Genomic DNA, 24,382 nt, shown 5'->3' with positions numbered 1-24,382 from the left:
AAAAAAACCGGCTATATCAGCCGGTTTTTTTACGTCCAAAAAAAACTTATGCACGTTTTTATGGGATTTATCATTCTAAGAAATATGTAAAAAAATCATAAAGTTACGTACAAATAACAACGGTTTTAAAGGAAACGGTACACAGGTTATCCACAGAATCTCAGACAGTCACCTGATCGCTTGAAACCGGCGCTTGCGGAGCCGGTGGCAGTGAGCCCATTTCCCGTTGCATCTGCTCGTTCCAGGCCTGGACCCGGTCGTTCAATTCAGCAATGGCTCGTGGTCCGGTGCCTTCGGCATACATCGGTGTGCCAATGATCACGGTGATGACGCCCTGCTTCTTCGCCCAACCGGTTTTCGGCCAGAACTTGCCGGCGTTGTGCGCAATCGGCAGCACGGGCAATTCGGCGTTGACCGCCAATGCACTGCCACCGCGCGAGAACTTTCCGATGGTGCCGTAAGGAACGCGCGTGCCTTCGGGGAAGATCAGTACCCAGACATTGTCCTTGAGCAACTCATCGCCTTTCTGCGCCACATGCTTGAGTGCGGCTTTCGGGTTGTCGCGATCGATGGCGATCGGTCGCAGCATGGCCATGGCCCAACCGAAGAACGGCACATAGAGCAATTCGCGTTTGAGCACCTGGCTCAGCGGCGAGAAGTAGGCAGAGAGAAAGAACGTCTCCCAGGTGCTCTGGTGGTTCGACTGAATGACGCAAGGCCGTTCAGGTACGTTCTCGGCACCCTTCACTTCGTAGCGGATACCCAGAAACACCTTGCTCAGCCACAAGGCGCAGCGGCACCAGTACACGTTGATGAAGCGATAGCGCGCCTTGAACGGCAGAAACGGCGCGATAAAAAAACTCAGGCTGCACCACAGCAAGGAGCTGGTGCCCAGCAGCAGGTAAAAGAGGAAGGTTCTGATGGCCTGCAGTATCGACATGGCGACGTTTACCAATGCGGGCAATGCCCGCCCTATATAAAGCGCACTCCCGATCAATCCTTTGTCAGGAACAATCGAAGCACTCTAATTGTGGATAAGTTCTGCGGCAATCGCCGCCAGATCGTCAAAAATCAAGGTGCCTGCCGGTAAGGTCTTGCCCAAGGTTTTTTCGCCTTTTCCGGTCTTAACCAAAACTGGCTGTGAATCGACGGCTTTAGCGGCTTCCAGGTCACCAAGGCTATCGCCGACGAACCATAGATCAGTCAGCGATACGTTGTAATGTGCGGCGATGTTTTTCAACATCCCGGGTTTCGGCTTGCGGCAATCGCAGCCCTCGTCCGGCCCGTGGGGGCAGTAGACGATCAGGCCGACTTCACCACCCTGCTCCGCCACCAGCGCGCGCAAGCGCTCGTGCATGGCATCCAGGGTAGCGAGGTCGTAGTAGCCGCGAGCGATGCCCGACTGGTTGGTAGCGACGGCTACCGTCCAGCCGGCCTTGCTCAACTGCGCGATGGCTTCGATCGAACCGGGGAGTGGAATCCACTCCTCCACCGACTTGATGTAAGCGTCGGAGTCGTAATTGATCACTCCGTCCCGATCGAGAATCAGCAGTTTCAAACAGTCTTACCCCAGCAACGAAATATCGGCGACGCCGAGGAACAACCCACGCAGACGCGCCAGCAACGCATAACGGTTGGCGCGGACTTTGGCGTCTTCCGCGTTGACCATCACAGCTTCGAAGAACGCATCCACCGGCTCGCGCAATGCAGCCAGGCGTGCCAGGGATTCGCTGTACTGACGCGAGGCGGCCATTGGCTGTACAGCCTGGTCAGCCTGCTGGATCGCCGAGTACAGGGAGAACTCGTTGGCATTGTCGAAGTACTTGGCTTCGACGATTGTAGGCACCGAACCTTCGACCTTGCTCAGCAGGTTCGAAACGCGCTTGTTCACCGCGGCCAGGGCAGCGGCTTCCGGCAATTTGCGGAAGGCCTCTACCGCCTGCACGCGCTGGTCGAAGTCCAGGGCCGAGCCTGGCTTCAGGGCACGTACCGACAGGTAGGTGGCGACATCGACGCCTTCGTCTTCGTAACGGGCACGCAGACGGTCGAAGATGAATTCCAGCACCGAGTCGTTGAGGCCGGCAGCCTTGACCTTGGTACCGAACGCATCCACGGCGAAGGCCACGGCCTCGGTCAGGTCCAGGTCCAGTTGTTTCTCGATCAGGATGCGCAACACGCCCAGTGCCGCACGGCGCAGGGCATAGGGGTCCTTGCTACCGGTCGGCAGCATGCCGATGCCGAAAATACCGACCAGCGTATCGAGCTTGTCGGCGATGGCCACGGCCGCACCGGTCAGGGTGGACGGCAGTTCGGCGCCGGCACCGCGCGGCATGTACTGCTCGTTCAGGGCCAGGGCGACATCTTCCGGCTCGCCATCGTTGAGGGCGTAGTAGTAACCGGCGACACCTTGCATCTCCGGGAACTCACCGACCATTTCGGTCGACAGGTCGCACTTCGACAGCAGGCCGGCACGAGCGGCCCACGCGGCGTTGCCGCCGATGCGTTGAGCGATGAACGCGGCCAGTTTGGAAACACGCTCGGCCTTGTCGTAGACGCTGCCGAGTTTTTCCTGGAACACCACGTTCTGCAGGCGCAGGTTGAAGTCTTCGAGCTTCTGCTTCTTGTCCTGCTTGAAGAAGAACTCGGCGTCGGTCAGGCGTGGGCGAACCACTTTCTCGTTACCGGCGATGATTTGCTGCGGGTCTTTGCTTTCGATGTTGGCCACGGTGATGAAACGTGGCAGCAACTTGCCGTCGGCATCCAGCAGGCAGAAGTACTTCTGGTTGTCCTGCATGGTGGTGATCAGGGCTTCCTGCGGCACATCGAGGAAACGCTCCTCGAACGAGCACACCAGCGGCACCGGCCATTCGACCAGCGCGGTCACTTCATCGAGCAGGGCCGGCGGAACGATTGCCGTGCCTTCCTGGCGGGTGGCCAGCTCTTCGGTACGCTTGCTGATGATCTCGCGACGCTCGTTGGCGTCGGCCAAAACGTAGGCGGCACGCAGGTCGGCCAGGTAGCTGGACGGCGAACCGATACGCACGCTTTCCGGGTGATGGAAGCGGTGACCACGGGAATCGCGACCGGCTTTCTGGGCGAGGATGGTGCAGTCGATGACCTGGTCACCGAGCAGCATCACCAGCCATTGGGTCGGACGCACGAATTCTTCCTTGCGCGCACCCCAACGCATGCGTTTCGGGATCGGCAGGTCGTTCAGCGAATCTTCGACGATGGTCGGCAGCAGGCTCGCGGTCGGCTTGCCGGCGATGCTCTGGCTGTAGCGCAGTTTCGGGCCGCTCTGATCGATTTCGCTCAGCTCGACGCCGCACTTCTTGGCAAAACCCAGTGCTGCCTGGGTCGGGTTGCCTTCGGCATCGAATGCAGCCTGACGTGGCGGGCCATCGAGGTTGATGCTGCGATCCGGCTGCTGGGTGGCCAGTGCAGTGATCAGCACGGCCAGGCGGCGCGGGGCGGCATAAACGGTTTTGGTCTCGTAGTTCAGGCCGGCAGCTTGCAGGCCCTTGTCGATACCGGCAAGAAACGCCTCGGCCAGGGTGTTCAGGGCTTTGGGTGGCAGTTCTTCAGTGCCCAGTTCAACCAGAAAATCCAGAGCACTCATTGTGCAGCCTCCAGCTTGGCCAGTACTTCGTCACGCAGGTCCGGGGTCGCCATCGGGAAGCCCAGCTTGGCGCGAGCCAGCAGGTAGGCTTGCGCAACGGAACGCGCCAGGGTGCGCACACGCAGGATGTATTGCTGACGCGCGGTCACCGAGATTGCCCGGCGCGCATCCAGCAGGTTGAAGGTATGGGAAGCCTTCAACACCATTTCGTAGCTCGGCAACGGCAGCGGCTGGTCGAGCTCGATCAGGCGCTTGGCTTCGCTTTCGTAGAAATCGAACAGTTCGAACAGCTTGTCGACGTTGGCGTGTTCGAAGTTGTAGGTCGATTGCTCCACTTCGTTCTGGTGGAACACATCGCCGTAGGTCACTTTGCCGAACGGACCGTCAGCCCAGACCAGGTCGTAGACCGAGTCCACGCCTTGCAGGTACATGGCCAGGCGCTCGAGGCCGTAGGTGATCTCGCCGGTCACCGGGTAGCACTCGATGCCGCCCGCTTGCTGGAAGTAAGTGAACTGGGTCACTTCCATGCCGTTGAGCCAGACTTCCCAGCCCAGACCCCAGGCGCCGAGGGTCGGCGATTCCCAGTTGTCTTCGACGAAGCGGATGTCGTGGACCAGCGGATCCAGGCCGACGTGCTTGAGGGAGCCCAGGTACAGTTCCTGGAAGTTGTCCGGGTTCGGCTTCAGGACCACCTGGAACTGGTAGTAGTGCTGCAGACGGTTCGGGTTTTCGCCATAGCGGCCGTCAGTCGGACGGCGGCTTGGCTGCACGTAGGCGGCGTTCCAGGTTTCCGGGCCAATGGCGCGCAGGAATGTAGCAGTGTGGAAAGTGCCGGCGCCTACTTCCATATCGTAGGGCTGAAGTACCACACAACCTTGCTCGGCCCAGTATTGCTGGAGGGCGAGGATCAAGTCTTGGAAGGTACGCACGGCTGGCGTAGGCTGGCTCACGAAATTCACCTGTTTCTTGGGCTGCGATTTAAAGAGCGGGAGTATACCCGATTCATTGCTGCGCACGCCCCCTGGAGCCTTATGCCACGCTGCTTTTGGTGTTCCGAAGATCCGCTGTACATGGCTTATCACGATCAGGAGTGGGGCACGCCGCTACGCGATGCGCAGGGATTGTTCGAGTTGCTTTTGCTCGAAGGGTTCCAGGCCGGGCTTTCCTGGATCACTGTGCTGCGCAAACGCGAGCATTATCGTCAGGTGATGTTTGGTTTTGATGTCCAGCGCGTGGCGCAGATGAGCGATGCCGAAATCGACGAATTGATGCTCAATCCGGGGATCATCCGCAACCGCCTCAAGCTCAACGCGGCCCGACGCAATGCACAGGCCTGGCTGGCGCTGGAGGACCCGGTGGCGTTTCTCTGGTCGTTCGTCGGTGGAAGGCCGGTGATCAATCATTTCAAGGACCGCAGCGAAGTCCCGGCCGTGACGCCGACCGCCGTGGAAATGAGCAAAGGCCTGAAAAAAGCCGGTTTCACCTTCGTCGGGCCGACCATTTGCTACGCGCTGATGCAGGCCTCGGGCATGGTCATGGATCACACTCGGGACTGCGACCGCTACGCGCAGTTGGCGAACGGCGGTTAGAATGGCCGCCTCGCGCACAGCACAAGATCAGGAGTGACCTGTGGATAAGTTGAAAGGCGCCTTGCTGGTAGGCGCTCTGCGGCTGTTTGCCCTGCTTCCGTGGCGGGCCGTGCAGGCCGTGGGCTCGGCGATTGGCTGGGTCATGTGGAAAACCCCGAACCGTTCCCGCGACGTGGTACGGATCAACCTGTCCAAGTGCTTTCCGGACATGGACCCCGCCGAGCGCGAACGTTTAGTCGGACAGAGCCTGAAAGACATCGGCAAGTCCCTGACCGAAAGCGCCTGCGCGTGGATCTGGCCGGCCCAGCGCTCCATCGACCTGGTGCGCGAGGTCGAAGGCCTCGACATTTTGAAGGACGCCCTCGCCTCCGGCAAAGGCGTGGTTGGCATCACCAGCCATCTGGGCAATTGGGAAGTGCTCAATCACTTCTATTGCAGCCAGTGCAAACCGATCATTTTCTACCGCCCGCCAAAATTGAAGGCGGTGGACGAATTGCTGCAAAAGCAACGGGTACAACTGGGTAACAAGGTCGCTGCTTCCACCAAGGAAGGCATCCTCAGCGTCATCAAGGAAGTGCGCAAAGGTGGTGCAGTGGGCATTCCCGCTGACCCGGAACCGGCCGAATCCGCCGGGATCTTCGTGCCGTTCTTCGCCACCCAGGCACTGACCAGCAAATTCGTGCCGAACATGCTCGCCGGTGGCAAAGCGGTCGGCGTGTTTCTGCACGCCCTGCGCCTGCCTGACGGTTCCGGCTACAAAGTGATCCTCGAAGCCGCGCCAGAGGCCATGTACAGCACCGATACGGCGGAATCCTGTGCGGCCATGAGTAAAGTGGTCGAGCGTTATGTTGGCGCTTACCCGAGCCAGTACATGTGGAGCATGAAGCGCTTCAAGAAGCGGCCACCGGGTGAAGAGCGCTGGTATTGATTCAATTGGCATGATCTGTGGATAACCCGGGATTCGGGGTTATCCACAACCGTTCATCAAAGGGCGCAGAAGATGTCCGAACACCGCAAGTCATTCCGCATCAAGATCAGTCACGAAAACATCGGCGAATGCCTGGGCCAGACGCGTAACCTGTCGACCACCGGGGTTTACGTCAAGCATCCGAAACTGTCGGCGTTGCCCCGGGGCGCGGTGGTCTACGGGCAGGTGCAAGACTTACCCACAGGCGCACCGCGGGTACGCATGGAAGTGGTGTTGGTGGATGCCGAAGGGATTGGCTTGCGCTATCTCTGAATGTTGCGATCCAGCTTTTTCAGAAACACCGTCATTTCCTTTTCTGCCTGCTTGTCGCCATGGTTGCGAGCGGCTTCCAGGCCTTGTTCCCAGGCTTGGCGCGCAGCCGCAAAGTCCGCCAGCGCCAGATGGGCCTTGCCCAGCAGTTTCCACGCCGCCGAATACTTCGGATCGAATTCGACGCAGCGCTGGAAATGCTCCGCCGCCTTGGCGTTCTCCCCCAGATCCAGATAACCCTTGCCCAGGCCGAAGCGCAGCAATGAGTTATCCACACCCTTGGCGAGCATTTTTTCCAGGGATTCGATCATCGGTGGATTCCTTTTTGAGGTAGGTCGGTTAGAGGTCAGGTGCCAGTCCGACCGCTATCGCGAGCAAGCTCGCTCCCACAGGGGCTTTGTGATCGACATATAACCAATGTGGGAGCGAGCTTGCTCGCGATGAGGCCAGTCTGCTCACCGAAAAATCCGGATCAGAAGAAGCTCAACCCCACATGGAACAACTTCTCCACATCGCGAATATGTTTTTTATCCACAAGGAACAGAATCACATGGTCGCCCGCTTCAATCACGGTGTCATCGTGGGCGATGATCACTTCTTCGTCGCGGATAATCGCACCGATGGTGGTGCCCGGCGGCAGGCCGATGTTCTCGATGGCCTTGCCGATCACTTTGCTCGATTTCGCATCGCCATGGGCAATCGCCTCGATGGCCTCTGCCGCGCCACGGCGCAGCGAGTGCACGCTGACGATGTCGCCACGGCGTACGTGGGCCAGCAAGGTGCCGATGGTCGCCAGTTGCGGGCTGATGGCGATGTCGATGTCGCCGCCCTGGATCAGATCGACATAGGCCGGGTTGTTGATGATGGTCATCACCTTCTTCGCACCGAGACGCTTGGCCAGCAGCGACGACATGATATTGGCTTCGTCGTCGTTGGTCAGGGCGAGGAACAGGTCCGCGTCGGCGATGTTCTCCTCCAGCAGCAGGTCGCGGTCCGAGGCGCTGCCTTGCAACACCACGGTGCTGTCGAGGTGGTCCGAGAGGTGACGGCAGCGTGCCGGGTTCATCTCGATGATCTTTACCTGATAACGGCTTTCGATGGCCTCGGCCAGACGCTCGCCGATCTGCCCGCCACCGGCGATGACAATGCGTTTATAGGTTTCGTCGAGACGGCGCATTTCGCTCATGACCGCGCGAATGTTCGCTTTGGCGGCGATGAAAAACACCTCGTCGTCGGCCTCGATCACGGTATCGCCCTGGGGCAGGATCGGCCGGTCGCGGCGGAAAATGGCGGCCACGCGGGTTTCGACGTTCGGCATGTGTTCACGCAACTGTCGCAGTTGCTGGCCCACCAGCGGCCCGCCGTAATAGGCGCGAACCGCGACCAGCTGCGCCTTGCCTTCGGCGAAGTCGATCACCTGCAAGGCGCCCGGATGCTGGATCAGACGCTTGATGTAGTTGGTGACCACTTGTTCCGGGCTGATCAGCACGTCCACCGGAATCGCTTCATTCTGGAATAACTGCTCTTCGCGGGTCAGGTACGCGGCCTCGCGAACCCGGGCGATCTTGGTCGGGGTGTGGAACAGGGTATGGGCGACCTGGCAGGCGACCATGTTGGTTTCGTCGCTGTTGGTTACGGCGACCAGCATGTCGGCGTCATCGGCGCCGGCCTGGCGCAGCACGGTCGGAAACGAACCGCGGCCCTGCACCGTGCGGATGTCCAGGCGGTCGCCAAGGTCGCGCAGGCGTTCGCCATCGGTGTCGACCACGGTGATGTCGTTGGCTTCGCTGGCCAGGTGTTCCGCCAGCGAACCGCCGACCTGTCCTGCGCCGAGGATGATGATTTTCATCCAGTCACTCCATTGAATCCGTTTAACCGCGTGCGGCGGCGATCTTGATCAGCTTGGCGTAGTAGAACCCGTCGTGGCCGCCTTCCTGGGCCAGCAACTGGCGACCATGGGGCTGCTTGATGCCGGCCGCCGTGGCGAGGTCCAGTTCACGGGCGCCCGGCGTGCGGGCGAGGAACGCTTCGATGACTTCGGTGTTCTCGGTCGGCAGCGTCGAGCAGGTGGCGTATAGCAGAATGCCGCCGACTTCCAGGGTGTTCCACATGGCATCGAGCAGCTCGCCTTGCAGCAGCGCCAGCGCGGCGATGTCGTCGGGCTGGCGGGTCAGCTTGATGTCCGGATGACGACGGATCACGCCCGTCGCCGAGCATGGCGCGTCCAGCAGAATGCGCTGGAACGGCTTGCCGTCCCACCACGCCTGAGTGTCGCGGCCGTCGGCGGCAATCAGTTCGGCGCTCAGTTTCAGGCGCTCGAGGTTTTCCCGCACTCGCACCAGACGCTTGGCTTCCAGGTCTACCGCCACCACCCCGGCCAGTTTTGGCTCGGCTTCGAGAATATGGCAGGTCTTGCCGCCGGGTGCGCAGCAGGCGTCCAGTACCCGTTGGCCCGGTGCCAGATCGAGCAGATCAGCGGCCAGTTGCGCCGCTTCGTCCTGCACGCTGATCCAGCCCTCGGCGAAACCTGGCAGGCTGCGCACGTCGGCGGCGGCTTCGAGCACGATACCGTCACGGCTGTAGACGCAGGGTGTGGCGGCGATACCGGCGTCGGTCAGCAAACCGAGGTAGGCATCCCGGCTGTGATGGCGACGGTTGACCCGCAGGATCATTGGCGGATGCGCGTTGTTGGCGGCGCAGATGGCTTCCCATTGCTCTGGCCAGAACGCCTTCAGGGATTTCTGCAGCCAACGCGGGTGCGCGGTGCGCACCACCGGATCGCGCTCCAGTTCGGCGAAAATCGTTTCGCTTTCGCGCTGAGCGTTACGCAGCACCGCATTGAGCAAGGCCTTGGCCCATGGCTTTTTCAACTTGTCGGCGCAACCGACCGTCTCGCCAATCGCGGCATGGGCCGGGACGCGGGTGTAGAGCAACTGATAGAGGCCGACCAACAGCAGCGCCTCGACATCGGCATCGGCAGCCTTGAACGGCTTTTGCAGCAACTTGGCCGCCAGCGCCGACAGACGTGGCTGCCAGCGTGCGGTGCCGAACGCCAGGTCCTGGGTAAAGCCGCGATCACGGTCCTCGACCTTGTCCAACTGCGTTGGCAGCGAACTGTTGAGCGAGGCTTTTCCGTTCAGGACAGCGGCAAGTGCCTTGGCGGCGGCCAGACGCGGATTCATTGAGCGTCCGCCGCTTGACCGAGGACGGTGCCGGTGGCGAATTTCTCACGGCGGCTGTTGAACAGGTCGCTGAAGTTCAGCGCCTTGCCGCCGGGCAATTGCAGACGGGTCAGGCACAACGCCTGCTCGCCGCACGCGACGATCAGGCCATCCTTGCTGGCGCTGAGGATTTCACCGGGTGCACCTTTGCCTTCGGCCAGGTTTGCGGCCAGCACTTTCAGGGCTTCGCCATTCAAGGTGCTGTGGGTGATCGGCCACGGATTGAAGGCACGCACCAGACGCTCCAGTTCAAGCGCCGGACGAGTCCAGTCGATGCGAGCTTCGTCCTTGTTCAATTTGTGCGCGTAGGTGGCCAGGCTGTCGTCCTGCACTTCGCCTTCCAGCGTACCCGCGGCGAGGCCGGCAATCGCCTGAACCACGGCCGGTGGACCCATTTCGGCCAGACGGTCGTGAAGGCTGCCGCCAGTGTCTTCGGCGCTGATCGGCGTAGTGACTTTAAGCAGCATCGGCCCGGTGTCGAGGCCGGCTTCCATGCGCATCACGGTCACGCCGCTTTCGGCATCACCTGCTTGCACGGCACGCTGGATCGGCGCCGCACCGCGCCAGCGCGGCAGCAGCGAGGCGTGGCTGTTGATGCAACCCAGGCGCGGAATATCCAGCACCACTTGCGGCAGGATCAGGCCATAGGCGACCACCACCATCAAGTCCGGTTTCAGCGCGGCCAGTTCGGCTTGCGCGTCTTCGTTGCGCAGGGTTGGCGGCTGCAACACCGGGATGTTGTTCTCCAGAGCAAGCTGCTTGACCGGGCTCGGCATCAGTTTTTGCCCGCGACCGGCCGGACGATCCGGTTGGGTGTAGACCGCGACGATCTCGTAAGGGCTGCTCAGCAGGGCCTTGAGGTGTTCGGCGGCGAATTCCGGGGTGCCGGCAAAGACAATGCGCAGTGGCTCAGTCATGGGTGACGTCTCTTGAAAAGAAAAAGGCTTGCCGCAGCAAGCCTTTGAAGATGGGCATCAGGCGTTCTGGCGATGAAGCTTTTCCAGTTTCTTCTTGATGCGGTCGCGTTTGAGCGTGGACAGGTAATCGACGAACAATTTGCCATTGAGGTGGTCGCATTCGTGCTGGATGCACACCGCGAGCAAATCTTCGGCGATCAGTTCGTATGGCTTGCCGTCGCGGTCCAGCGCCTTGACCTTGACCCGTTGCGGGCGATCGACGTTTTCGTAGAAACCCGGCACCGACAGGCAGCCTTCCTGGTACTGGCCCATGTCGTCGGTCAGCGGTTCGAGCTCGGGGTTGATGAACACTCGAGGCTCGGTGCGGTCTTCGGAGAGGTCCATCACGACGATACGTTTGTGCACGTTGACCTGGGTAGCGGCGAGGCCGATGCCAGGCGCTTCATACATTGTTTCAAACATGTCGTCGACCAACTGACGCACTTCGTCGTCCACTACGGCCACTGGCTTGGCGATAGTGCGCAGACGGGGATCAGGGAATTCGAGGATGTTTAAAATGGCCATAAGCTTGATCAGTGCACGTGTGAAGTAAGGTCGGGTCGATGGCCTGGCGGGTCCGAAGAAATGCAGGCTACCGTTGTAAAACGTAGCTCCCTTCTGTTGACAAGCAAGTTTTGACAAGCAAGCCGGGAGCGAGCCACTGACGGCTCTGGCGTTTCACGCGAATGCACATAATAAAGGGATTCACCGCATGAGGAAATCACTACTCACCCTGCTGCTCCTGGCTTCGGCAGGTTGGGCGTACGGGCAGGTGCAACTTCGGGAAGATATTCCCACCATAAAGCTGTCGCCTCAGGTTCGCAGCAGCCCGGTGACCGAGGTTATCCCCAGCATTGCGCTGAAATCGATCAACAGCTTTCTGCTGAGCAACCGCATCGTCGACAAGGCCGAGGATTTCACCAAGGCGCCTTACATCGTCGCTGGTGATTCCGAACGGGTGCTCAGCGGCGCGGGTGACCGCATCTTTGCCCGTGGCCATTTCGATCCGGCAAAACCGGCGTACGGCATCTTCCGCCAAGGCAAGGTCTACACCGATCCGCAGAGCAAGGAAATCCTGGGGATCAACGCCGACGACATCGGCGGCGGCGATGTTGTGGCCATCGAAGGTGATGTCGCCACCCTGGAGTTGCAACGCACGACCCAGGAGGTCCGCCTCGGCGATCGCTTGTTCAGCGGTGAAGAGCACGCGATCAACTCGACCTTCACGCCCAGGGCACCGAGCCACGAAATCAACGGTTTGATCATCGATGTTCCGCGCGGGGTCACGCAGATCGGCGAGTTGGACGTAGTTACCTTGAACAAGGGGCAGCGCGACGGTCTGGTCGAAGGCAATCTGCTGGCAGTGATGAAAACCGGCGAAACAGTGCGGGACCGGATCACCGGTCAGCCGTTGAAAATTCCCGATGAGCGCGCCGGTCTGCTGATGGTTTTCCGTACCTACGACAAACTCAGTTATGGGCTGGTGCTCAGCGCTTCGCGCTCGCTGTCGGTGATGGACAAGGTACGAAATCCGTAAGAGTGCTTCACAAGTTACCAACAGAGTTATCCACAGCTTATTCCCGTTTGTACGGGTGCTCATAACGATCAAGGATGATCCATGTCGCTGTCTGCCGTTACACCGGTTTCCCCCGCGGAACTGGAAGCTCGTTTGCGTCTGCACCGTTTGCCGGAACTCGGCCAGGCGCGTTTCAAGAAATTGCTCGAAGCCTTCGGCTCGGCATCCAAAGCCCTCAGTGCACCTGCCAGTGCCTGGCGCGCGCTGGGTTTGCCACTGGCCTGTTCCGAGGCCAGGCGTAGCGCTGAGATCCGTGACGGCGCCAGTCATGCATTGGCCTGGCTGGAGCATCCGGCCCAGCATTTACTGATGTGGGACCAACCGGACTACCCGGCGCTGCTGGCACAAATCAGCGATGCACCACCGCTGTTATTTGTCGCCGGCGATCCCGGCATTCTGGAAAAACCACAACTGGCGATGGTCGGCAGCCGTCGCGCTTCCCGGCCGGGGATGGACACCGCTGCCGCGTTTTCCCGCAGCCTGGCGGGTGCCGGTTTTGTCATTACCAGCGGCCTGGCCCTGGGCATTGACGCCGCCGCACATCAGGCCGCGCTGGACGTTGGCGGGCAAACGGTGGGTGTGCTCGGCACGGGGCTCGAGAAGTTTTATCCACAGCGCAATAGACGCCTGGCGGACGCCATGATCGCCTCGGGCAGCGCGGTACTTTCGGAGTTTCCGCTGGATGCAGGCCCCAGCGCCGGCAACTTCCCCCGGCGCAACCGGATCATCAGCGGTTTGTCCCTCGGAGTGCTGGTAATTGAAGCCAGTGTCGCCAGTGGATCACTGATTACCGCGAGGCTGGCAGCGGAACAGGGGCGCGAGGTGTTTGCGATGCCCGGGTCGATCCATCATCCCGGTGCCCGCGGCTGCCATCAGTTGATCCGTGACGGTGCGGTGCTGGTGGAAACCATCGAACATATCCTCGAAGCCTTGCGCGGCTGGCAACGACTGCCGTTATCCACAGAATCCTTCACCCCTGAAACGACTCACCCCTTGTTGAAGTTGCTGCATGCCGCACCTCTGACCAGTGAAGCGTTGGCCGACGCAAGCGGCTGGGCCTTGCCGAAAGTGCTGGCGGCGTTGACGGAACTGGAAATGGACGGTCGCGCTATTTGCGAAAGCGGGCGTTGGTTTGCACGGGTGAGCTAGGTTTTATAAACAAGATCGGTAAACTGCGCAGAGCCTTATTCTGGAGAGTTTTTCATGGTCAACAGTTGGCGTGTGCAACAAGCCGCGCAAGCAATTCGCGCCGGGGCGGTGATTGCCTACCCAACCGAAGCAGTCTGGGGCCTGGGTTGCGACCCGTGGGACGAGGAAGCGGTGGAGCGTCTGCTGCTGATCAAGGGTCGGTCTGAGGATAAAGGGCTGATCCTGGTCGCCGACAACATCCGTCAGTTCGATTTCCTCTTCGAAGACTTCCCCGAATTGTGGATGGACCGCATGGCCAGTACCTGGCCGGGACCGAACACCTGGCTGGTGCCGCACCAGAACCTGCTGCCGCAGTGGATTACCGGCGTGCATGAAACCGTGGCGCTGCGGGTCAGCGATCACCCACTGGTGCGGGACTTGTGCGCGCTGGTCGGGCCGCTGGTGTCGACGTCAGCCAACCCGCAGGGACGCCCGGCGGCACGCACGCGGCTTCGCGTCGAGCAGTACTTCCGTGGGCAGGTGGATCTGGTGCTCGGTGGCAATCTGGGCGGGCGCAAGAACCCGAGCGTGATTCGCGATCTGGCGACCGGCAAGGTTGTGCGCCCGGATTGAGACCGGGTTGACCTCATTCGCGAGCAAGCCCGCTCCCACACTGGATCTGTGAACGACACAGGTTCAGTGTGGGAGCGGGCTTGCTCGCGAAGGGGCCCTACCGGTCAACTACCCATTCAGGGCAACAGAACCACCGACCCCGTCGTACGCCGTGCCGACAACTCGGTCTGCGCCTTCGCCGCGTCAGCCAGTGGAAAACGCTGACTGATGTCCACGGTCAGCTTGCCGCTGATGATCATCTCGAACAACTCGTCGGCCATGCGTTGCAGGTTCTCGGCGTTGTTCGCATAAGTGCCCAGGGTTGGCCGGGTCACGTACAGCGAGCCTTTCCCCGCCAGGATCCCCAGGTTCACGCCGTCGACCGCGCCGGACGCATTGCCGAAACTCACCACCAGGCCACGCGGTGCGGCGCTGTCGAGTGACGTCAGCCAGGTGTCCTTGCCAACGCCGTCGTACACCACCGGGACTTTTTTGCCGTCGGTCAATTCCAGCACGCGCTGGGCGACGTTTTCATGGCTGTAGTCGATGGTCGCCCAAGCACCGTTGGCCTTGGCCAGTGCGGCTTTCTCGGCCGAACTGACCGTACCGATCAGCTTCACGCCCAAGGCCCTGGCCCATTGGCAAGCCAGGGAACCGACACCACCGGCTGCGGCGTGGAACAGGATGGTTTCGCCACCCTTGAGTTCATAAGTCTGACGCAGCAGGTACTGCACGGTCAGGCCCTTGAGCATCACGCCCGCGGCCTGTTCGAAGCTGATGGCGTCCGGCAGTTTCACCAGATTGGCCTCGGGCAACACATGAACTTCGCTATAGGCGCCCAGAGGGCCGCTGCCATAAGCCACGCGATCGCCGATCTTGAAGCGGGTCACGTCGCTGCCTACCGCCTCGACCACGCCCGCACCCTCCGAGCCGAGGCCTGATGGCAGGGATGGCGGCGGGTACAGGCCGCTACGGTAATAGGTGTCGATGAAGTTCAGGCCGATGGCCTTGTTGGTCACGCGCACTTCCTTCGGACCTGGCTCGGCGGGTTGGTAATCCACATACTCGAGCACTTCGGGGCCGCCATGGGCGCGGAACTGGATACGCTTTGCCATCGGAACTCTCCATAGGTCGTTTTGCCAAGCGCCCTATCGGACTCCTAAGCTTGATTTTCGTCAACTGCGAAGGGGTAACTTGCGATGTTATGCTACGCGCCCATTTGCGCAGGCTGAGCTCCAATGGAGCGCCGCGTTGTTTTGCCCGATTCAAGGTGATGACATGACGACCCGCACCGAGGCCGTAAAAGCCTACCTGCTCGACCTGCAAGACCGTATCTGCGCCGCCCTGGAAGCTGAAGACGGTGGCACGCAATTCGTCGAAGACGCCTGGACCAGGCCGGCCGGCGGTGGCGGTCGCACCCGCGTGATTGAAAACGGCACGGTGATTGAAAAGGGTGGCGTGAACTTTTCCCACGTCTTCGGCAGCGGTCTCCCACCCTCCGCCAGCGCCCACCGGCCGGAACTGGCGGGCCGTGGCTTTGAAGCCTTGGGCGTGTCGCTGGTGATTCACCCGCACAACCCCCATGTGCCGACTTCCCACGCCAACGTGCGCTTTTTCATCGCTGAAAAAGAAGGTGAAGAACCGGTCTGGTGGTTTGGCGGCGGCTTCGACCTGACCCCGTACTACGGCAACGAAGAAGACTGCGTCCACTGGCATCGCATCGCCGAGCAGGCCTGCGCACCGTTCGGCCCGGACGTCTACTCGCGTTACAAGGCCTGGTGCGACAGCTACTTCCACATCAAGCATCGTCACGAACCGCGTGGCATTGGTGGGCTGTTCTTCGACGACCTGAACGAGTGGGATTTCGACACCAGCTTCGCCTTCATGCGTGCCATCGGTAATGCATACATCGATGCTTACCTGCCGATCGTGCAGCGTCGCAAGAACGACGCGTTCACAGCCAAGCAGCGCGAGTTCCAGGAGTTCCGCCGTGGCCGCTACGTTGAATTCAACCTGGTCTACGACCGCGGCACGTTGTTCGGCTTGCAATCGGGTGGGCGTACCGAGTCGATCTTGATGTCGCTGCCACCGCAAGTGCGCTGGGGCTACGACTGGAAGGCCGAGCCTGGCAGCGAAGAAGCGCGCCTGACCGAGTACTTCCTGCAGGACCGCGATTGGTTGGCCGAAGCTTGAACGAGGAATCCTGATGGACCGTTATGTCGTGTTCGGTAACCCGATTGGCCACAGCAAATCGCCGTTGATCCACCGTCTGTTCGCCGAGCAGACCGGGCAAAAGCTGGACTACAACACGCTGCTGGCGCCACTCGACGACTTTTCCACCTGTGCCCGGACGTTTTTCCTCGAAGGACGCGGCGCCAATGTGACGGTGCCGTTCAAGGAAGAGGCCTACCGGCTGGCGAACAGCCTGACGGCGCGGGCGCAGCGCGCCGGTGCGGTCAATACCTTGAGCAAGCTGGCCGATGGCAGCCTGCTGGGCGACAACACCGACGGTGCCGGGCTGGTGCGGGACCTGACGGTCAACGCCGGATTCAGCCTCAAGGGCAAACGCATCCTGCTGCTCGGCGCGGGCGGTGCGGTGCGCGGTGCTTTGGAGCCGTTGCTGGCCGAAGAACCCGCCTCGGTGATCATCGCCAACCGCACGGTGGACAAGGCCGAGCTGCTGGCGGAGCTGTTCTGCGATCTGGGGCCGGTCTCGGCCAGTGGCTACGACTGGTTGCAGGAATCGGTGGACCTGATCATCAACGCGACCTCCGCGAGCCTCACGGGCGATGTGCCGCCGATTGCGCCCAGCCTGATCGAACCGGGCAAAACGGTGTGCTACGACATGATGTACGGCAAGGAGCCGACCTCGTTCTGCCGCTGGGCCAGCGAACACGGGGCGGCGGTGGCGATGGATGGCTTGGGGATGCTGGCCGAGCAGGCTGCGGAGGCGTTTTTCCTGTGGCGCGGTGTGCGACCGGATACAGCGCCAGTGTTGGCTGAGTTGCGTCGGCAGTTGGCCCTTTAAAAGCTTCGCGAGCAGGCTCGCTCCCACAGGGGGTCACCAAGAACCTGTGGGAGCGAGCCTGCTCGCGAATGGCGCGACACCGATTTCGGCTCAGTCCTCAAACTGAATCGGGCACTTTTCCGCGCCCTCAAGCTTCCTAAGCTCTTCCACCACCTGCGGCCGGGCCCGGCGCAAGGTCAGGCTGCGGTCCTGGCGCAGCAATCGTCGCGCTTCCTGGTGCAGCATTTCCACCCCTGAGTAATCGATGAAGTTGATCTGCTGCGCCTCGATCACTACGCGCGCGCCGTGCATGCGTTGCAGGCGTACTTGCAGGTAGTGGCTGGCACCGAAAAAGATCGAACCGCCGACCCGCAGAATGTCCTCCTCGCCATCACGTACGTGCTGCACCCGTGGCTGGGATGTGCGTTTGAGATAGAAAAAAAGCGAGGCCAGTACGCCGGCGTAGATCGCCGTCTGCAATTCCAGCAGCAGCGTGGCGACGCAGGTCAGCGCCATGACCACGAACTCGGCGCGGCTGACCCGCAACAACGCGCGAATGCCGCGATGGTCCACCAGGCCCCAGGCGATCAACAGAATGCTGCCGGCCATGGCCGGAATCGGGATGTGCGCGATCAGGCTCGCGCCGAAGATCGCAAACAGCGCAACCCACAAGGCCGAAAAAATCCCGGCCAGTGGCGAACAGGCGCCCGCTTCAAAGCTCAGGCCTGAGCGAGTGAAGGAGCCGGCCGATAGCGATCCGGAAAAAAACGCGCCGACAATGTTCGACAAGCCCTGGGCGCGAACTTCCTGGTTGGCGTCGAGTAATTGCTGCGAACGTGCAGAGATCGAGCGGGCAATCGACAGGCTGGTGACCAGCCCGAGCATGCCGACCGCCACGGCGCTGGGCAGCAAACGCAGGATCAGGTCGAGATCCAGCGGCAACGGACTGAAAGGCGGCAGCCTGCCGGTAAAGGCGCTGACCAGTTGCACATGGCCGAACATCGACGGCCAGAGCCAGACCAGCAATCCGCCAAGGATCAGGGTGATCAACAGCGTCGGCCAGCGTGGCAGCAGCAGTTTGAGGATCACGCCCACCACCACGGTCGCCAGCCCCAGCGCCAGCGAAGGTTTGTCCATTTCGCCGAGATGGCGCATCAACGTGATGAAACTGTCCAGCGCGGTGGCTTGGCTGGGCAAGTCCAGTCCCAGCAGGTTAGGCAATTGACCGATGGCAATCACCACGGCAGCACCCAGGGTGAAGCCGAGTACCACGGAGTGCGAGACGAAATTCACCAGCGCGCCAAACCGCAGTAAACCCAGCAGCCATTGAAAGATGCCGGCCAGGAAGGTGAGCAACAGGATCACGGTGACGTAGTCCTGCGTCGCCGGAACGGCCAGAGGACTGACGCTGGCGTACAGGACAATCGAGATGGCCGCTGTAGGACCGCAGATCAAATGCCACGACGAACCCCAGAGGCAGGCGATCAGCACGGGGATGATTGCGGCATAGAGGCCGTATTCCGGAGGGAGACCGGCAATCAGCGCGTAGGCAATGGATTGCGGCAACGCGAGAATCGCGCCACTGAGGCCGACAATCAGGTCACGACCGACGCTGGCGCGGGTTTGCTTGGGCAGCCAACTGAGGAATGGAAAGAGTGAATGGCGGCTTGGCAGGGCCATGGGGCCTCTCGGTCGGGAATTTTGCGCAAGGGTAGCAGGACATGATCTGTGGGAGCGGGCTTGCTCGCGAAGGCGGTGGTTCAGCCAATATCTCTATTGGATGTGCCGGCCTCTTCGCGAGCAGGCTCGCTCCCACAGGGATTGTGGCCAGCCGCGGGATTGGCGTTCACTGAAGATCAAAACTGTGGAAGCGGGCTTGCTCGCGAAGGCGGTGGGTCAGTCGACATCTCTGTTGGATGTGCCGGCCTCTTCGCGAGCAGGCTCGCTCCCACAGGGATTGTGGCCAGCCGTGGGATTGGCGTTCACTGAAGATCAAAACTGTTGGAGCGGGCTTGCTCGCGAAGGCGGTAGTTCAGTCAATATCTCTATTGGATTTGCCGGACTCTTCGCGGGCAAGCCCGCTCCCACAGGGATTGTGGCCGGCCGCAAGGTAGGTATTCACTGAAGATCAAACTGTGGGAGCAGGCTTGTGACTGCGGGCTAACAACAGGTAATTTGAACGGCCAGCCCTCCAAGACACGCCGGAGTTGATCCATGCGCATCGCCTTGCTGTCCGACATGCACCTGTCCGTCAACGCGGTCCCGTTTCCCGCCGTGGAGGCCGATATTGTCGTGCTCGCCGGGGACATCGCGCGCCCCGCCAAGGCCATCGAGTGGGCCAGGGCGTGCCCGGTTCCGCTGCTGTACGTGGCGGGCAATCACGAGTTCTATGGCAGTGACCTGGTCTCCACCTACGAACAGCTGAACAGTTTGTCGCAAGGCACGCAGATCCACGTGCTGGAACGTAAGGAATACGTGCACGACGGCGTGCGTTTTCTTGGTTGCACCTTGTGGTCTGACTATCGTCTGCTCGACAGTCCCGAGGATCGGGCGCTGGGTATCAACCTGGCGACTCAACTGATCCGTGACTTCAGCCACATCAAGATCGCCCCCGATTTTCCCGACCTGTTCACGCCGGCCATTTCCCAGCTGGTGTTTCTACAGACAGTCGCCTGGCTGGAAGACTGCTTCGCCCGCGACAGCCGCACACCCACAGTGGTGATCTCTCATTTCGCCCCGACACGATCGAGCATCAGCCCGACCTTTGCCGGTTCGCCGATCAACTCAAGTTTTGTCTCGGACCTCGAATCGCGGATCAAAGACTGGCAGCCGGCGCTTTGGCTGCATGGCCACACCCATGGCAGCTTCGACTATCGGGTGGGCAATACCCGCGTGGTCTGCAACCCACGGGGCTATGCCAAGAACGGCATCAACGAAAATCCCGATTTCGATGATGCCTTCGTGATCGATCTGGATTTCTGAGGTAACGCTCGGGTCAGCAGCACCGCGTATTGCATTTCCCCCGGCCAAAACGCGCTTCCTGACGTTCGCGGAAAAACATCTCATAACTCATCACTGGCTCCCCCGGACGGTTGCGGGCCATTTGTGCCACGTAGTTGTCGTACTCGGGAACGCCGACCATCAATCGGGCGCTCTGGCTGAACATTCTGGCGACCTGCTGCAGTTTGCGGAACATGGCGGATCTCTCTGTGAACGTGGGACCTGGCCACATGTAACCGCGCTCATGTATCGGCATTGTGTCCAGATCGGGCGCCTTTGTATGTTCAAGTATCCAGGCTCGCGACCGATGGACCGCCGGCAACCCGCTACACTTTCCTCGCTCCGCCACTGCACCCCAGCGGCCAAGACCCCTGACTTCTGATCTGGAGGTATCCCATGAGCGACAGCAGCGAACTCACCACCTTTACCGGCTGGGCCGCCACGACAGCGGGCGCGCCACTGGAACGCTACAGCTACGATCCCGGTCCGTTGGGCAACGATGAGGTGGAAGTCGCCGTGGAATATTGCGGCGTCTGCCACTCCGACCAGTCGCTGATCGACGACGACTGGGGTATCAGCCGCTACCCGTTCATTCCCGGCCATGAGGTGGTCGGCCGTATCGTTCGGATGGGCGCCCAGGTGCGCGGCCTGGAACTGGGGCAACGGGTGGGCATCGGTTGGTACAAGGGCAGTTGCATGCATTGCACGTCCTGTATCGAAGGCTCGCATAACCTGTGTCGCACGGTGCAACCGACCATCATCGGCAGTAACGGCGGCTTTGCCGACCGCGTCCGCTCGCACTGGGCCTGGGCCCTGCCGATCCCGGCCGGACTCGACCCGGCGATGGCCGGGCCGTTGTTCTGTGCCGGCTCGACCGTGTTCAACCCGCTGGTGGAATTCGGCATCAAGCCCACTGACCGCGTCGGCGTGGTGGGCATCGGTGGCCTTGGTCACCTGGCGCTGCGCTTTCTCAACGCCTGGGGCTGCGAAGTCACGGCGTTCACCTCATCGCTGAGCAAGCAGGACGAAGCCAGGCGCCTGGGCGCACACAAGGTGGTCGCCTCGACCGACTCCGATGCGCTCAATGCCATTGCCGGCACCCTGGATTTTCTCCTGGTCACCGCCAACGCCAACCTCGACTGGACCGCCATGCTCGCCACCCTGCGCGGCAAGGGGCGCCTGCACTTTGTCGGCGTCGTGCCCGACGCCATTCCGGTGCACGTGTTCAACCTGATTCCCCAGCAAAAAACCATGTCCGCCTCACCGGTCGGTTCACCCGCTAACACAGCCGCCATGCTGGAATTCTGCGCACGCCATCAGATCCTGCCGCAGGTCGAGATGTTTCCCATGAGCCGGATCAACGACGCCATCGATCACTTGCGCAGCGGCAAGGCGCGCTACCGCGTGGTGCTGGACGCCAGCCAGTGACAGGAGAGCCGAACGCGGTCCCTTGTAGGCGCTGGCCTGCCAGCGATGGTCGTTAACGATAACGCTGGTGACCTGGATAAACGCGGTCCCCTGTAGGAGCTGGCCTGCCAGCGATGGTCGTCAACGATAACGCGTGTGAACTGGATGAACGCGGCCCCCTGTAGGAGCTGGCTTGCCAGCGATGGTCGTTAACGATAACGCGTGCGATCTGGATGAACGCGGCGCATTCGAGTCCATCGCCAGCAGGCTGGCTCCTACAGTTTCAGCGTGGGCACGGTCCATTGTGGGAGCTGGCTTGCCAGCGATGGTCGTCAACGATAACGCGTGCGATCTGGATGAACGCGGCGCATTCGAGTCCATCGCCAGCAGGCTGGCTCCTACAGGTTCCCCGGATTGCGTGAAGGACCTTTTTCACCCTCAGGGATTGGCTGCCTGCGCCGGCACCATTGGCATGTGCGGGTCATTCCAGCTGAACCGATAGGCTTTGCCGGTTTCTGGCGGCTGGCATTTGCCGTTGTCGGCATCCGCGCCCACGATCGACCAGTTCGCCCGGGCGTTTTCGCCCAGTTCACGGGCCGCTTCGGCGTTGAAACACTGGTTCAAAACGTCATCCGGCACCAAGGCGTAGGCCTTGGGGTGTTCGCGCAGATACAGCGCGGCCTTTTCGATGGACGAGTTATCCATGCCGAAATGCACGATCGGCTGGCGGGCGAACAACCAGTGCCCCTCCTCCCAGTTGACCAGCACCAGATCGGCGCCCTGGGTCATGGTCGCCGCCTGCGCCATCAGCACCTGGTCGATGTTGGTGCCATCCTTGAGCGGTTCGATGAACCCCCGGGCGAACCACAGCGCGAACCAGGTCGCCACCAGTGCCGGGAACACCCGTCGCAAACGCGGGTGCTTTTTGAACCAGCGCTTGAGCAGCCACGGAATCAGCGGTGCAGCGACCAGCACCAGCCCGGGCAGCGCCGGGTAAATGTACAACTTGCGCTTGCCCGTGCTGATGCAGAAAAACAGCACCACCAGCACCACCCAACCGAGCAATACCAGGACCCGGCCGTCGCGTTTTTGCAACTGACGGCGCCAGGCAGGTACCAGCCATGGCAGCACCAGCACCAACGGTAGCCAATACTGCGGAATCACCTTGGTGAAGAAGTACCAGAACGGTTCACGGTGATGCCATGCAGCGGCATAGCGGCCCGCGGTCTGGCGCAGGAGGATCTCCCGCGCATAGGCCATTTCGTCCGCGCTGCCATTGAAGAAGATCGACAAGGCCAGGGGCAACAGCCAGATCGCGATGGCGCCGAGCATCAGCGCAAACCCGAGCAACCACTTGCGCGCCTCGCCAGGCATGGCCACCACACCGGGCCAGCCTTTGCGCACCGCATAGGCGTACGGAATCAGCAACAGCGCCGGCAGGAAACCCACGCCCTTGGTGATCACCCCGATGCCCATGGCCGCGCAGCCGGCGTAAAACCAGCGCCACGCCGGGCCGAGCAGCAGGTGCCGTGCCAGACCGTACAGGCCAAGCGAGGTGAACAGAATCAAAAAGCTGTCGATCTGGCCGGTGCGCAGGATGCTGTAGGTCTGGTAGGTCGCCAGGTACAGCAGCGCGGCGTTGCGCCCGGTACGCTGGGTCCACAGGCGACGGCCCAGGTCATAGACCATCGCCGTGACCGTCACGGCCGAAAACAATCCCGGCAGGTAGAGCGCGATGTTGGGCTTGCCGGTCAGCCAGGTGAAGAACGCCACCGTCCACATGAAAATCGGCGGTTTGTCGCCGTAGATCTCGGCGGCACGGTGCGGGATCAACCACGAGCCGTTCTGCAGCATCTCCAGGGCGACGCCGAGGAAGCGCTCCTCATCCACGTTCTGTGCCTGGCGTAGCCCCAGCCCCGCGCCGATCAGCAATAGGGCAAGCAGCATCAGCCCCAGGCACTCGATCCGGGGCGACAACGATCTACGCATGGTTCATTCCTTCACGCTGCGGCTTTTGGCAATCAATTGCAGGTTGCGAAAATAGACGATGGAGCCAAAGGCCTGCCCGGCAATGAATACCGGATCCTGACGGTAGATGGCGTAAGCCAGCAGCAAGGAACTGCCGACGATGCTCAAGTACCAGAAGCTGGTCGGGATCACGCTGCGTTTTTTGTATTCGCTGTACAGCCACTGCAGGACAAACCGCCCGGTAAAAGCGATCTGCCCGGCAAAGCCGACCACCAGCCACAGGGTTTCACGGGTCAGCATCATCCTTCGAGCTCCTGGGCAATGGTGTTCAGCCGCGTGCGCTTGATCAGCCACCAGACGCCGATCAGGTCAAGAATGCCGACCAGCGCGCGGTCGAGGTTGCCGTATTTCGACACCCCGGCCGTGCGCGGCCGGTGGTTGACCGGGTGCACGATCATCCGCCCGTTGTGACGCTGGATCAGCGCCGGAATATAGCGGTGCATGTGGTCGAAGTACGGCAGGCGCAGGAACGCCGTGCGTTCGATCAGCTTCAGGCCGCATCCGGTGTCCGGGGTGGCGTCCTTGAGCAGGCGCCGGCGCAGGTTGTTGGCGAACCGCGAGGCGTAGCGTTTGCTCGCGGTGTCGCGCCGATTGACCCGGTGCCCGGCGACCAGTTGCACATCGACCTTGCCCGGTTCGCCGCGCACCAGCGCGAGCATGCCGGGGATGTCCGCCGGGTCGTTCTGGCCGTCGCCATCGAGGGTCGCCAGCCATTGCCCGCGGGCCTCGCGGGCGGCGTGGTACAGCGAAGTGCTCTGTCCCAGCGACCGCTCGTGATGGAGGATGCGCAGGGTGTTCAAGCCGTCGTGGCGGATCTGCCGCAGTTCCTGCAGGGTCGCATCGGTGCTGCCATCGTCGACGACGATGATTTCGTACGACTCATCGGCCAGCGCCACGCGGATTTCCCCAAGCAGCGGCTTGAGGTTGTTCGCTTCGTTCCTGGCGGGAATCAGTACGGATACAAAAATGTCTTGGCTCATGGGGTCTCTCTCGCCTTTTATG

General features: G+C 61.3%; 24 protein-coding genes and 1 pseudogene. 10 read left to right on the top strand and 15 right to left on the bottom strand.

From position 1 onward, the window contains the following. Nucleotides 1-160: 160 nt before the first annotated feature. The 4 genes from AC07YV_RS10675 to glyQ all read right to left on the bottom strand — a co-directional run bounded on the left by AC07YV_RS10675 (nucleotide 161) and on the right by glyQ (nucleotide 4,569). On the bottom strand, nucleotides 161-940 hold the full coding sequence (locus AC07YV_RS10675) for a lysophospholipid acyltransferase family protein (protein WP_102700991.1): 780 nt from the start codon (nucleotides 938-940) through the stop codon (nucleotides 161-163). A gap of 84 nt (nucleotides 941-1,024) precedes the next feature. Continuing rightward, entirely contained in the window at nucleotides 1,025-1,558 is a 534-nt protein-coding gene (gene gmhB, locus AC07YV_RS10670) for a D-glycero-beta-D-manno-heptose 1,7-bisphosphate 7-phosphatase (protein WP_102700992.1), read from the bottom strand. Nucleotides 1,559-1,564: 6 nt separating this feature from the next. Then, nucleotides 1,565-3,619: a glycine--tRNA ligase subunit beta gene (gene glyS / locus AC07YV_RS10665; RefSeq protein WP_102700993.1), complete on the bottom strand. Its 2,055-nt coding sequence runs from the start codon at nucleotides 3,617-3,619 to the stop codon at nucleotides 1,565-1,567. After that, nucleotides 3,616-4,569: a glycine--tRNA ligase subunit alpha gene (glyQ, locus tag AC07YV_RS10660; protein WP_003187265.1), complete on the bottom strand. Its 954-nt coding sequence runs from the start codon at nucleotides 4,567-4,569 to the stop codon at nucleotides 3,616-3,618. Before glyQ ends, glyS begins: the two co-directional genes overlap by 4 nt. Nucleotides 4,570-4,650: 81 nt before the next feature. Between glyQ and AC07YV_RS10655 the strand changes: the two genes are divergently transcribed. The 3 genes from AC07YV_RS10655 to AC07YV_RS10645 all read left to right on the top strand — a co-directional run bounded on the left by AC07YV_RS10655 (nucleotide 4,651) and on the right by AC07YV_RS10645 (nucleotide 6,448). After that, the gene (locus tag AC07YV_RS10655; RefSeq protein WP_102700994.1) at nucleotides 4,651-5,208 is read left to right on the top strand and encodes a DNA-3-methyladenine glycosylase I; all 558 of its coding nucleotides are present in this window, start codon (nucleotides 4,651-4,653) and stop codon (nucleotides 5,206-5,208) included. A gap of 40 nt (nucleotides 5,209-5,248) precedes the next feature. Beyond that, the gene (locus AC07YV_RS10650) at nucleotides 5,249-6,136 is read left to right on the top strand and encodes a lysophospholipid acyltransferase (protein ID WP_008018389.1); all 888 of its coding nucleotides are present in this window, start codon (nucleotides 5,249-5,251) and stop codon (nucleotides 6,134-6,136) included. A 72-nt stretch (nucleotides 6,137-6,208) separates the two neighbouring features. Beyond that, the gene (locus AC07YV_RS10645) at nucleotides 6,209-6,448 is read left to right on the top strand and encodes a PilZ domain-containing protein (RefSeq protein ID WP_015092855.1); all 240 of its coding nucleotides are present in this window, start codon (nucleotides 6,209-6,211) and stop codon (nucleotides 6,446-6,448) included. On the opposite strand, the gene AC07YV_RS10640 is transcribed toward AC07YV_RS10645, so the two are convergent. From AC07YV_RS10640 to def, 5 genes are all read right to left on the bottom strand, one after another. Beyond that, nucleotides 6,439-6,756 carry a tetratricopeptide repeat protein gene (locus AC07YV_RS10640; protein ID WP_102700995.1) on the bottom strand — a complete coding sequence of 106 codons (318 nt, stop codon included), beginning with the start codon at nucleotides 6,754-6,756 and terminating at the stop codon, nucleotides 6,439-6,441. The two genes, AC07YV_RS10645 and AC07YV_RS10640, sit on opposite strands and share 10 nt — an antisense overlap. A gap of 161 nt (nucleotides 6,757-6,917) precedes the next feature. Further along, on the bottom strand, nucleotides 6,918-8,294 hold the full coding sequence (gene trkA, locus AC07YV_RS10635; protein WP_007969870.1) for a Trk system potassium transporter TrkA: 1,377 nt from the start codon (nucleotides 8,292-8,294) through the stop codon (nucleotides 6,918-6,920). Between the two features lie 22 nt (nucleotides 8,295-8,316). Continuing rightward, the gene (rsmB, locus tag AC07YV_RS10630) at nucleotides 8,317-9,627 is read right to left on the bottom strand and encodes a 16S rRNA (cytosine(967)-C(5))-methyltransferase RsmB (RefSeq protein WP_015092858.1); all 1,311 of its coding nucleotides are present in this window, start codon (nucleotides 9,625-9,627) and stop codon (nucleotides 8,317-8,319) included. Next, on the bottom strand, nucleotides 9,624-10,583 hold the full coding sequence (fmt, locus tag AC07YV_RS10625; protein ID WP_102700996.1) for a methionyl-tRNA formyltransferase: 960 nt from the start codon (nucleotides 10,581-10,583) through the stop codon (nucleotides 9,624-9,626). Before fmt ends, rsmB begins: the two co-directional genes overlap by 4 nt. Nucleotides 10,584-10,640: 57 nt before the next feature. Beyond that, nucleotides 10,641-11,147: a peptide deformylase gene (gene def / locus AC07YV_RS10620; RefSeq protein ID WP_007969867.1), complete on the bottom strand. Its 507-nt coding sequence runs from the start codon at nucleotides 11,145-11,147 to the stop codon at nucleotides 10,641-10,643. Nucleotides 11,148-11,379: 232 nt separating this feature from the next. Between def and AC07YV_RS10615 the strand changes: the two are divergent. The 3 genes and pseudogenes from AC07YV_RS10615 to tsaC all read left to right on the top strand — a co-directional run. After that, nucleotides 11,380-12,159, top strand: a pseudogene (locus AC07YV_RS10615) (peptidoglycan-binding protein); the annotation flags it as partial. A gap of 81 nt (nucleotides 12,160-12,240) precedes the next feature. Further along, nucleotides 12,241-13,347 carry a DNA-processing protein DprA gene (dprA, locus tag AC07YV_RS10610; RefSeq protein ID WP_102700998.1) on the top strand — a complete coding sequence of 369 codons (1,107 nt, stop codon included), beginning with the start codon at nucleotides 12,241-12,243 and terminating at the stop codon, nucleotides 13,345-13,347. 54 nt (nucleotides 13,348-13,401) lie between these two features. After that, nucleotides 13,402-13,959 (top strand): L-threonylcarbamoyladenylate synthase type 1 TsaC, encoded by a 558-nt coding sequence (gene tsaC, locus AC07YV_RS10605; RefSeq protein WP_102700999.1) that lies wholly within the window; start codon nucleotides 13,402-13,404, stop codon nucleotides 13,957-13,959. 116 nt (nucleotides 13,960-14,075) lie between these two features. Here tsaC and AC07YV_RS10600 read toward each other — a convergent pair whose 3' ends face one another. Next, nucleotides 14,076-15,053 carry an NADPH:quinone reductase gene (locus AC07YV_RS10600; RefSeq protein ID WP_102701000.1) on the bottom strand — a complete coding sequence of 326 codons (978 nt, stop codon included), beginning with the start codon at nucleotides 15,051-15,053 and terminating at the stop codon, nucleotides 14,076-14,078. Nucleotides 15,054-15,216: 163 nt separating this feature from the next. Between AC07YV_RS10600 and hemF the strand changes: the two genes are divergently transcribed. Then, a complete protein-coding gene (hemF, locus tag AC07YV_RS10595; RefSeq protein WP_102701004.1) occupies nucleotides 15,217-16,131 on the top strand; it encodes an oxygen-dependent coproporphyrinogen oxidase in 915 nt (304 codons plus the stop codon). Nucleotides 16,132-16,144: 13 nt separating this feature from the next. Further along, nucleotides 16,145-16,966: a shikimate dehydrogenase gene (gene aroE, locus AC07YV_RS10590; RefSeq protein WP_102701001.1), complete on the top strand. Its 822-nt coding sequence runs from the start codon at nucleotides 16,145-16,147 to the stop codon at nucleotides 16,964-16,966. A gap of 90 nt (nucleotides 16,967-17,056) precedes the next feature. Here aroE and AC07YV_RS10585 read toward each other — a convergent pair whose 3' ends face one another. Beyond that, nucleotides 17,057-18,625: a SulP family inorganic anion transporter gene (locus AC07YV_RS10585; protein ID WP_102701002.1), complete on the bottom strand. Its 1,569-nt coding sequence runs from the start codon at nucleotides 18,623-18,625 to the stop codon at nucleotides 17,057-17,059. Nucleotides 18,626-19,159: 534 nt separating this feature from the next. Between AC07YV_RS10585 and AC07YV_RS10580 the strand changes: the two genes are divergently transcribed. Continuing rightward, nucleotides 19,160-19,927, top strand: a complete 768-nt coding sequence (locus AC07YV_RS10580; RefSeq protein WP_102701261.1) for a metallophosphoesterase — start codon at nucleotides 19,160-19,162, stop codon at nucleotides 19,925-19,927. A 13-nt stretch (nucleotides 19,928-19,940) separates the two neighbouring features. On the opposite strand, the gene AC07YV_RS10575 is transcribed toward AC07YV_RS10580, so the two are convergent. Next, nucleotides 19,941-20,141: a YbdD/YjiX family protein gene (locus AC07YV_RS10575; protein WP_007981151.1), complete on the bottom strand. Its 201-nt coding sequence runs from the start codon at nucleotides 20,139-20,141 to the stop codon at nucleotides 19,941-19,943. Between the two features lie 200 nt (nucleotides 20,142-20,341). Here AC07YV_RS10575 and ahr point away from each other — a divergent pair, with 200 nt between their 5' ends. After that, nucleotides 20,342-21,373: an NADPH-dependent aldehyde reductase Ahr gene (ahr, locus tag AC07YV_RS10570; protein ID WP_102701260.1), complete on the top strand. Its 1,032-nt coding sequence runs from the start codon at nucleotides 20,342-20,344 to the stop codon at nucleotides 21,371-21,373. A 417-nt stretch (nucleotides 21,374-21,790) separates the two neighbouring features. Here the strand turns inward: ahr and AC07YV_RS10565 are convergent, their stop codons facing one another. The 3 genes from AC07YV_RS10565 to AC07YV_RS10555 are packed head-to-tail and all read right to left on the bottom strand — an operon-like array spanning nucleotide 21,791 to nucleotide 24,360. After that, a complete protein-coding gene (locus AC07YV_RS10565; RefSeq protein WP_102701258.1) occupies nucleotides 21,791-23,341 on the bottom strand; it encodes an ArnT family glycosyltransferase in 1,551 nt (516 codons plus the stop codon). Between the two features lie 3 nt (nucleotides 23,342-23,344). Continuing rightward, nucleotides 23,345-23,623, bottom strand: a complete 279-nt coding sequence (locus AC07YV_RS10560; RefSeq protein WP_007976061.1) for a lipid-A-disaccharide synthase N-terminal domain-containing protein — start codon at nucleotides 23,621-23,623, stop codon at nucleotides 23,345-23,347. Then, the gene (locus tag AC07YV_RS10555) at nucleotides 23,620-24,360 is read right to left on the bottom strand and encodes a glycosyltransferase family 2 protein (RefSeq protein WP_102701257.1); all 741 of its coding nucleotides are present in this window, start codon (nucleotides 24,358-24,360) and stop codon (nucleotides 23,620-23,622) included. The genes AC07YV_RS10560 and AC07YV_RS10555 overlap by 4 nt, the downstream gene beginning before the upstream one ends. Nucleotides 24,361-24,382: the final 22 nt, after the last annotated feature.

It is taken from the genome of Pseudomonas sp. GW456-E7, from assembly GCF_059424105.1.
Note: the sequence above shows the minus strand (reverse complement) of the source record. Positions and strands in the feature narration are given on the sequence as shown.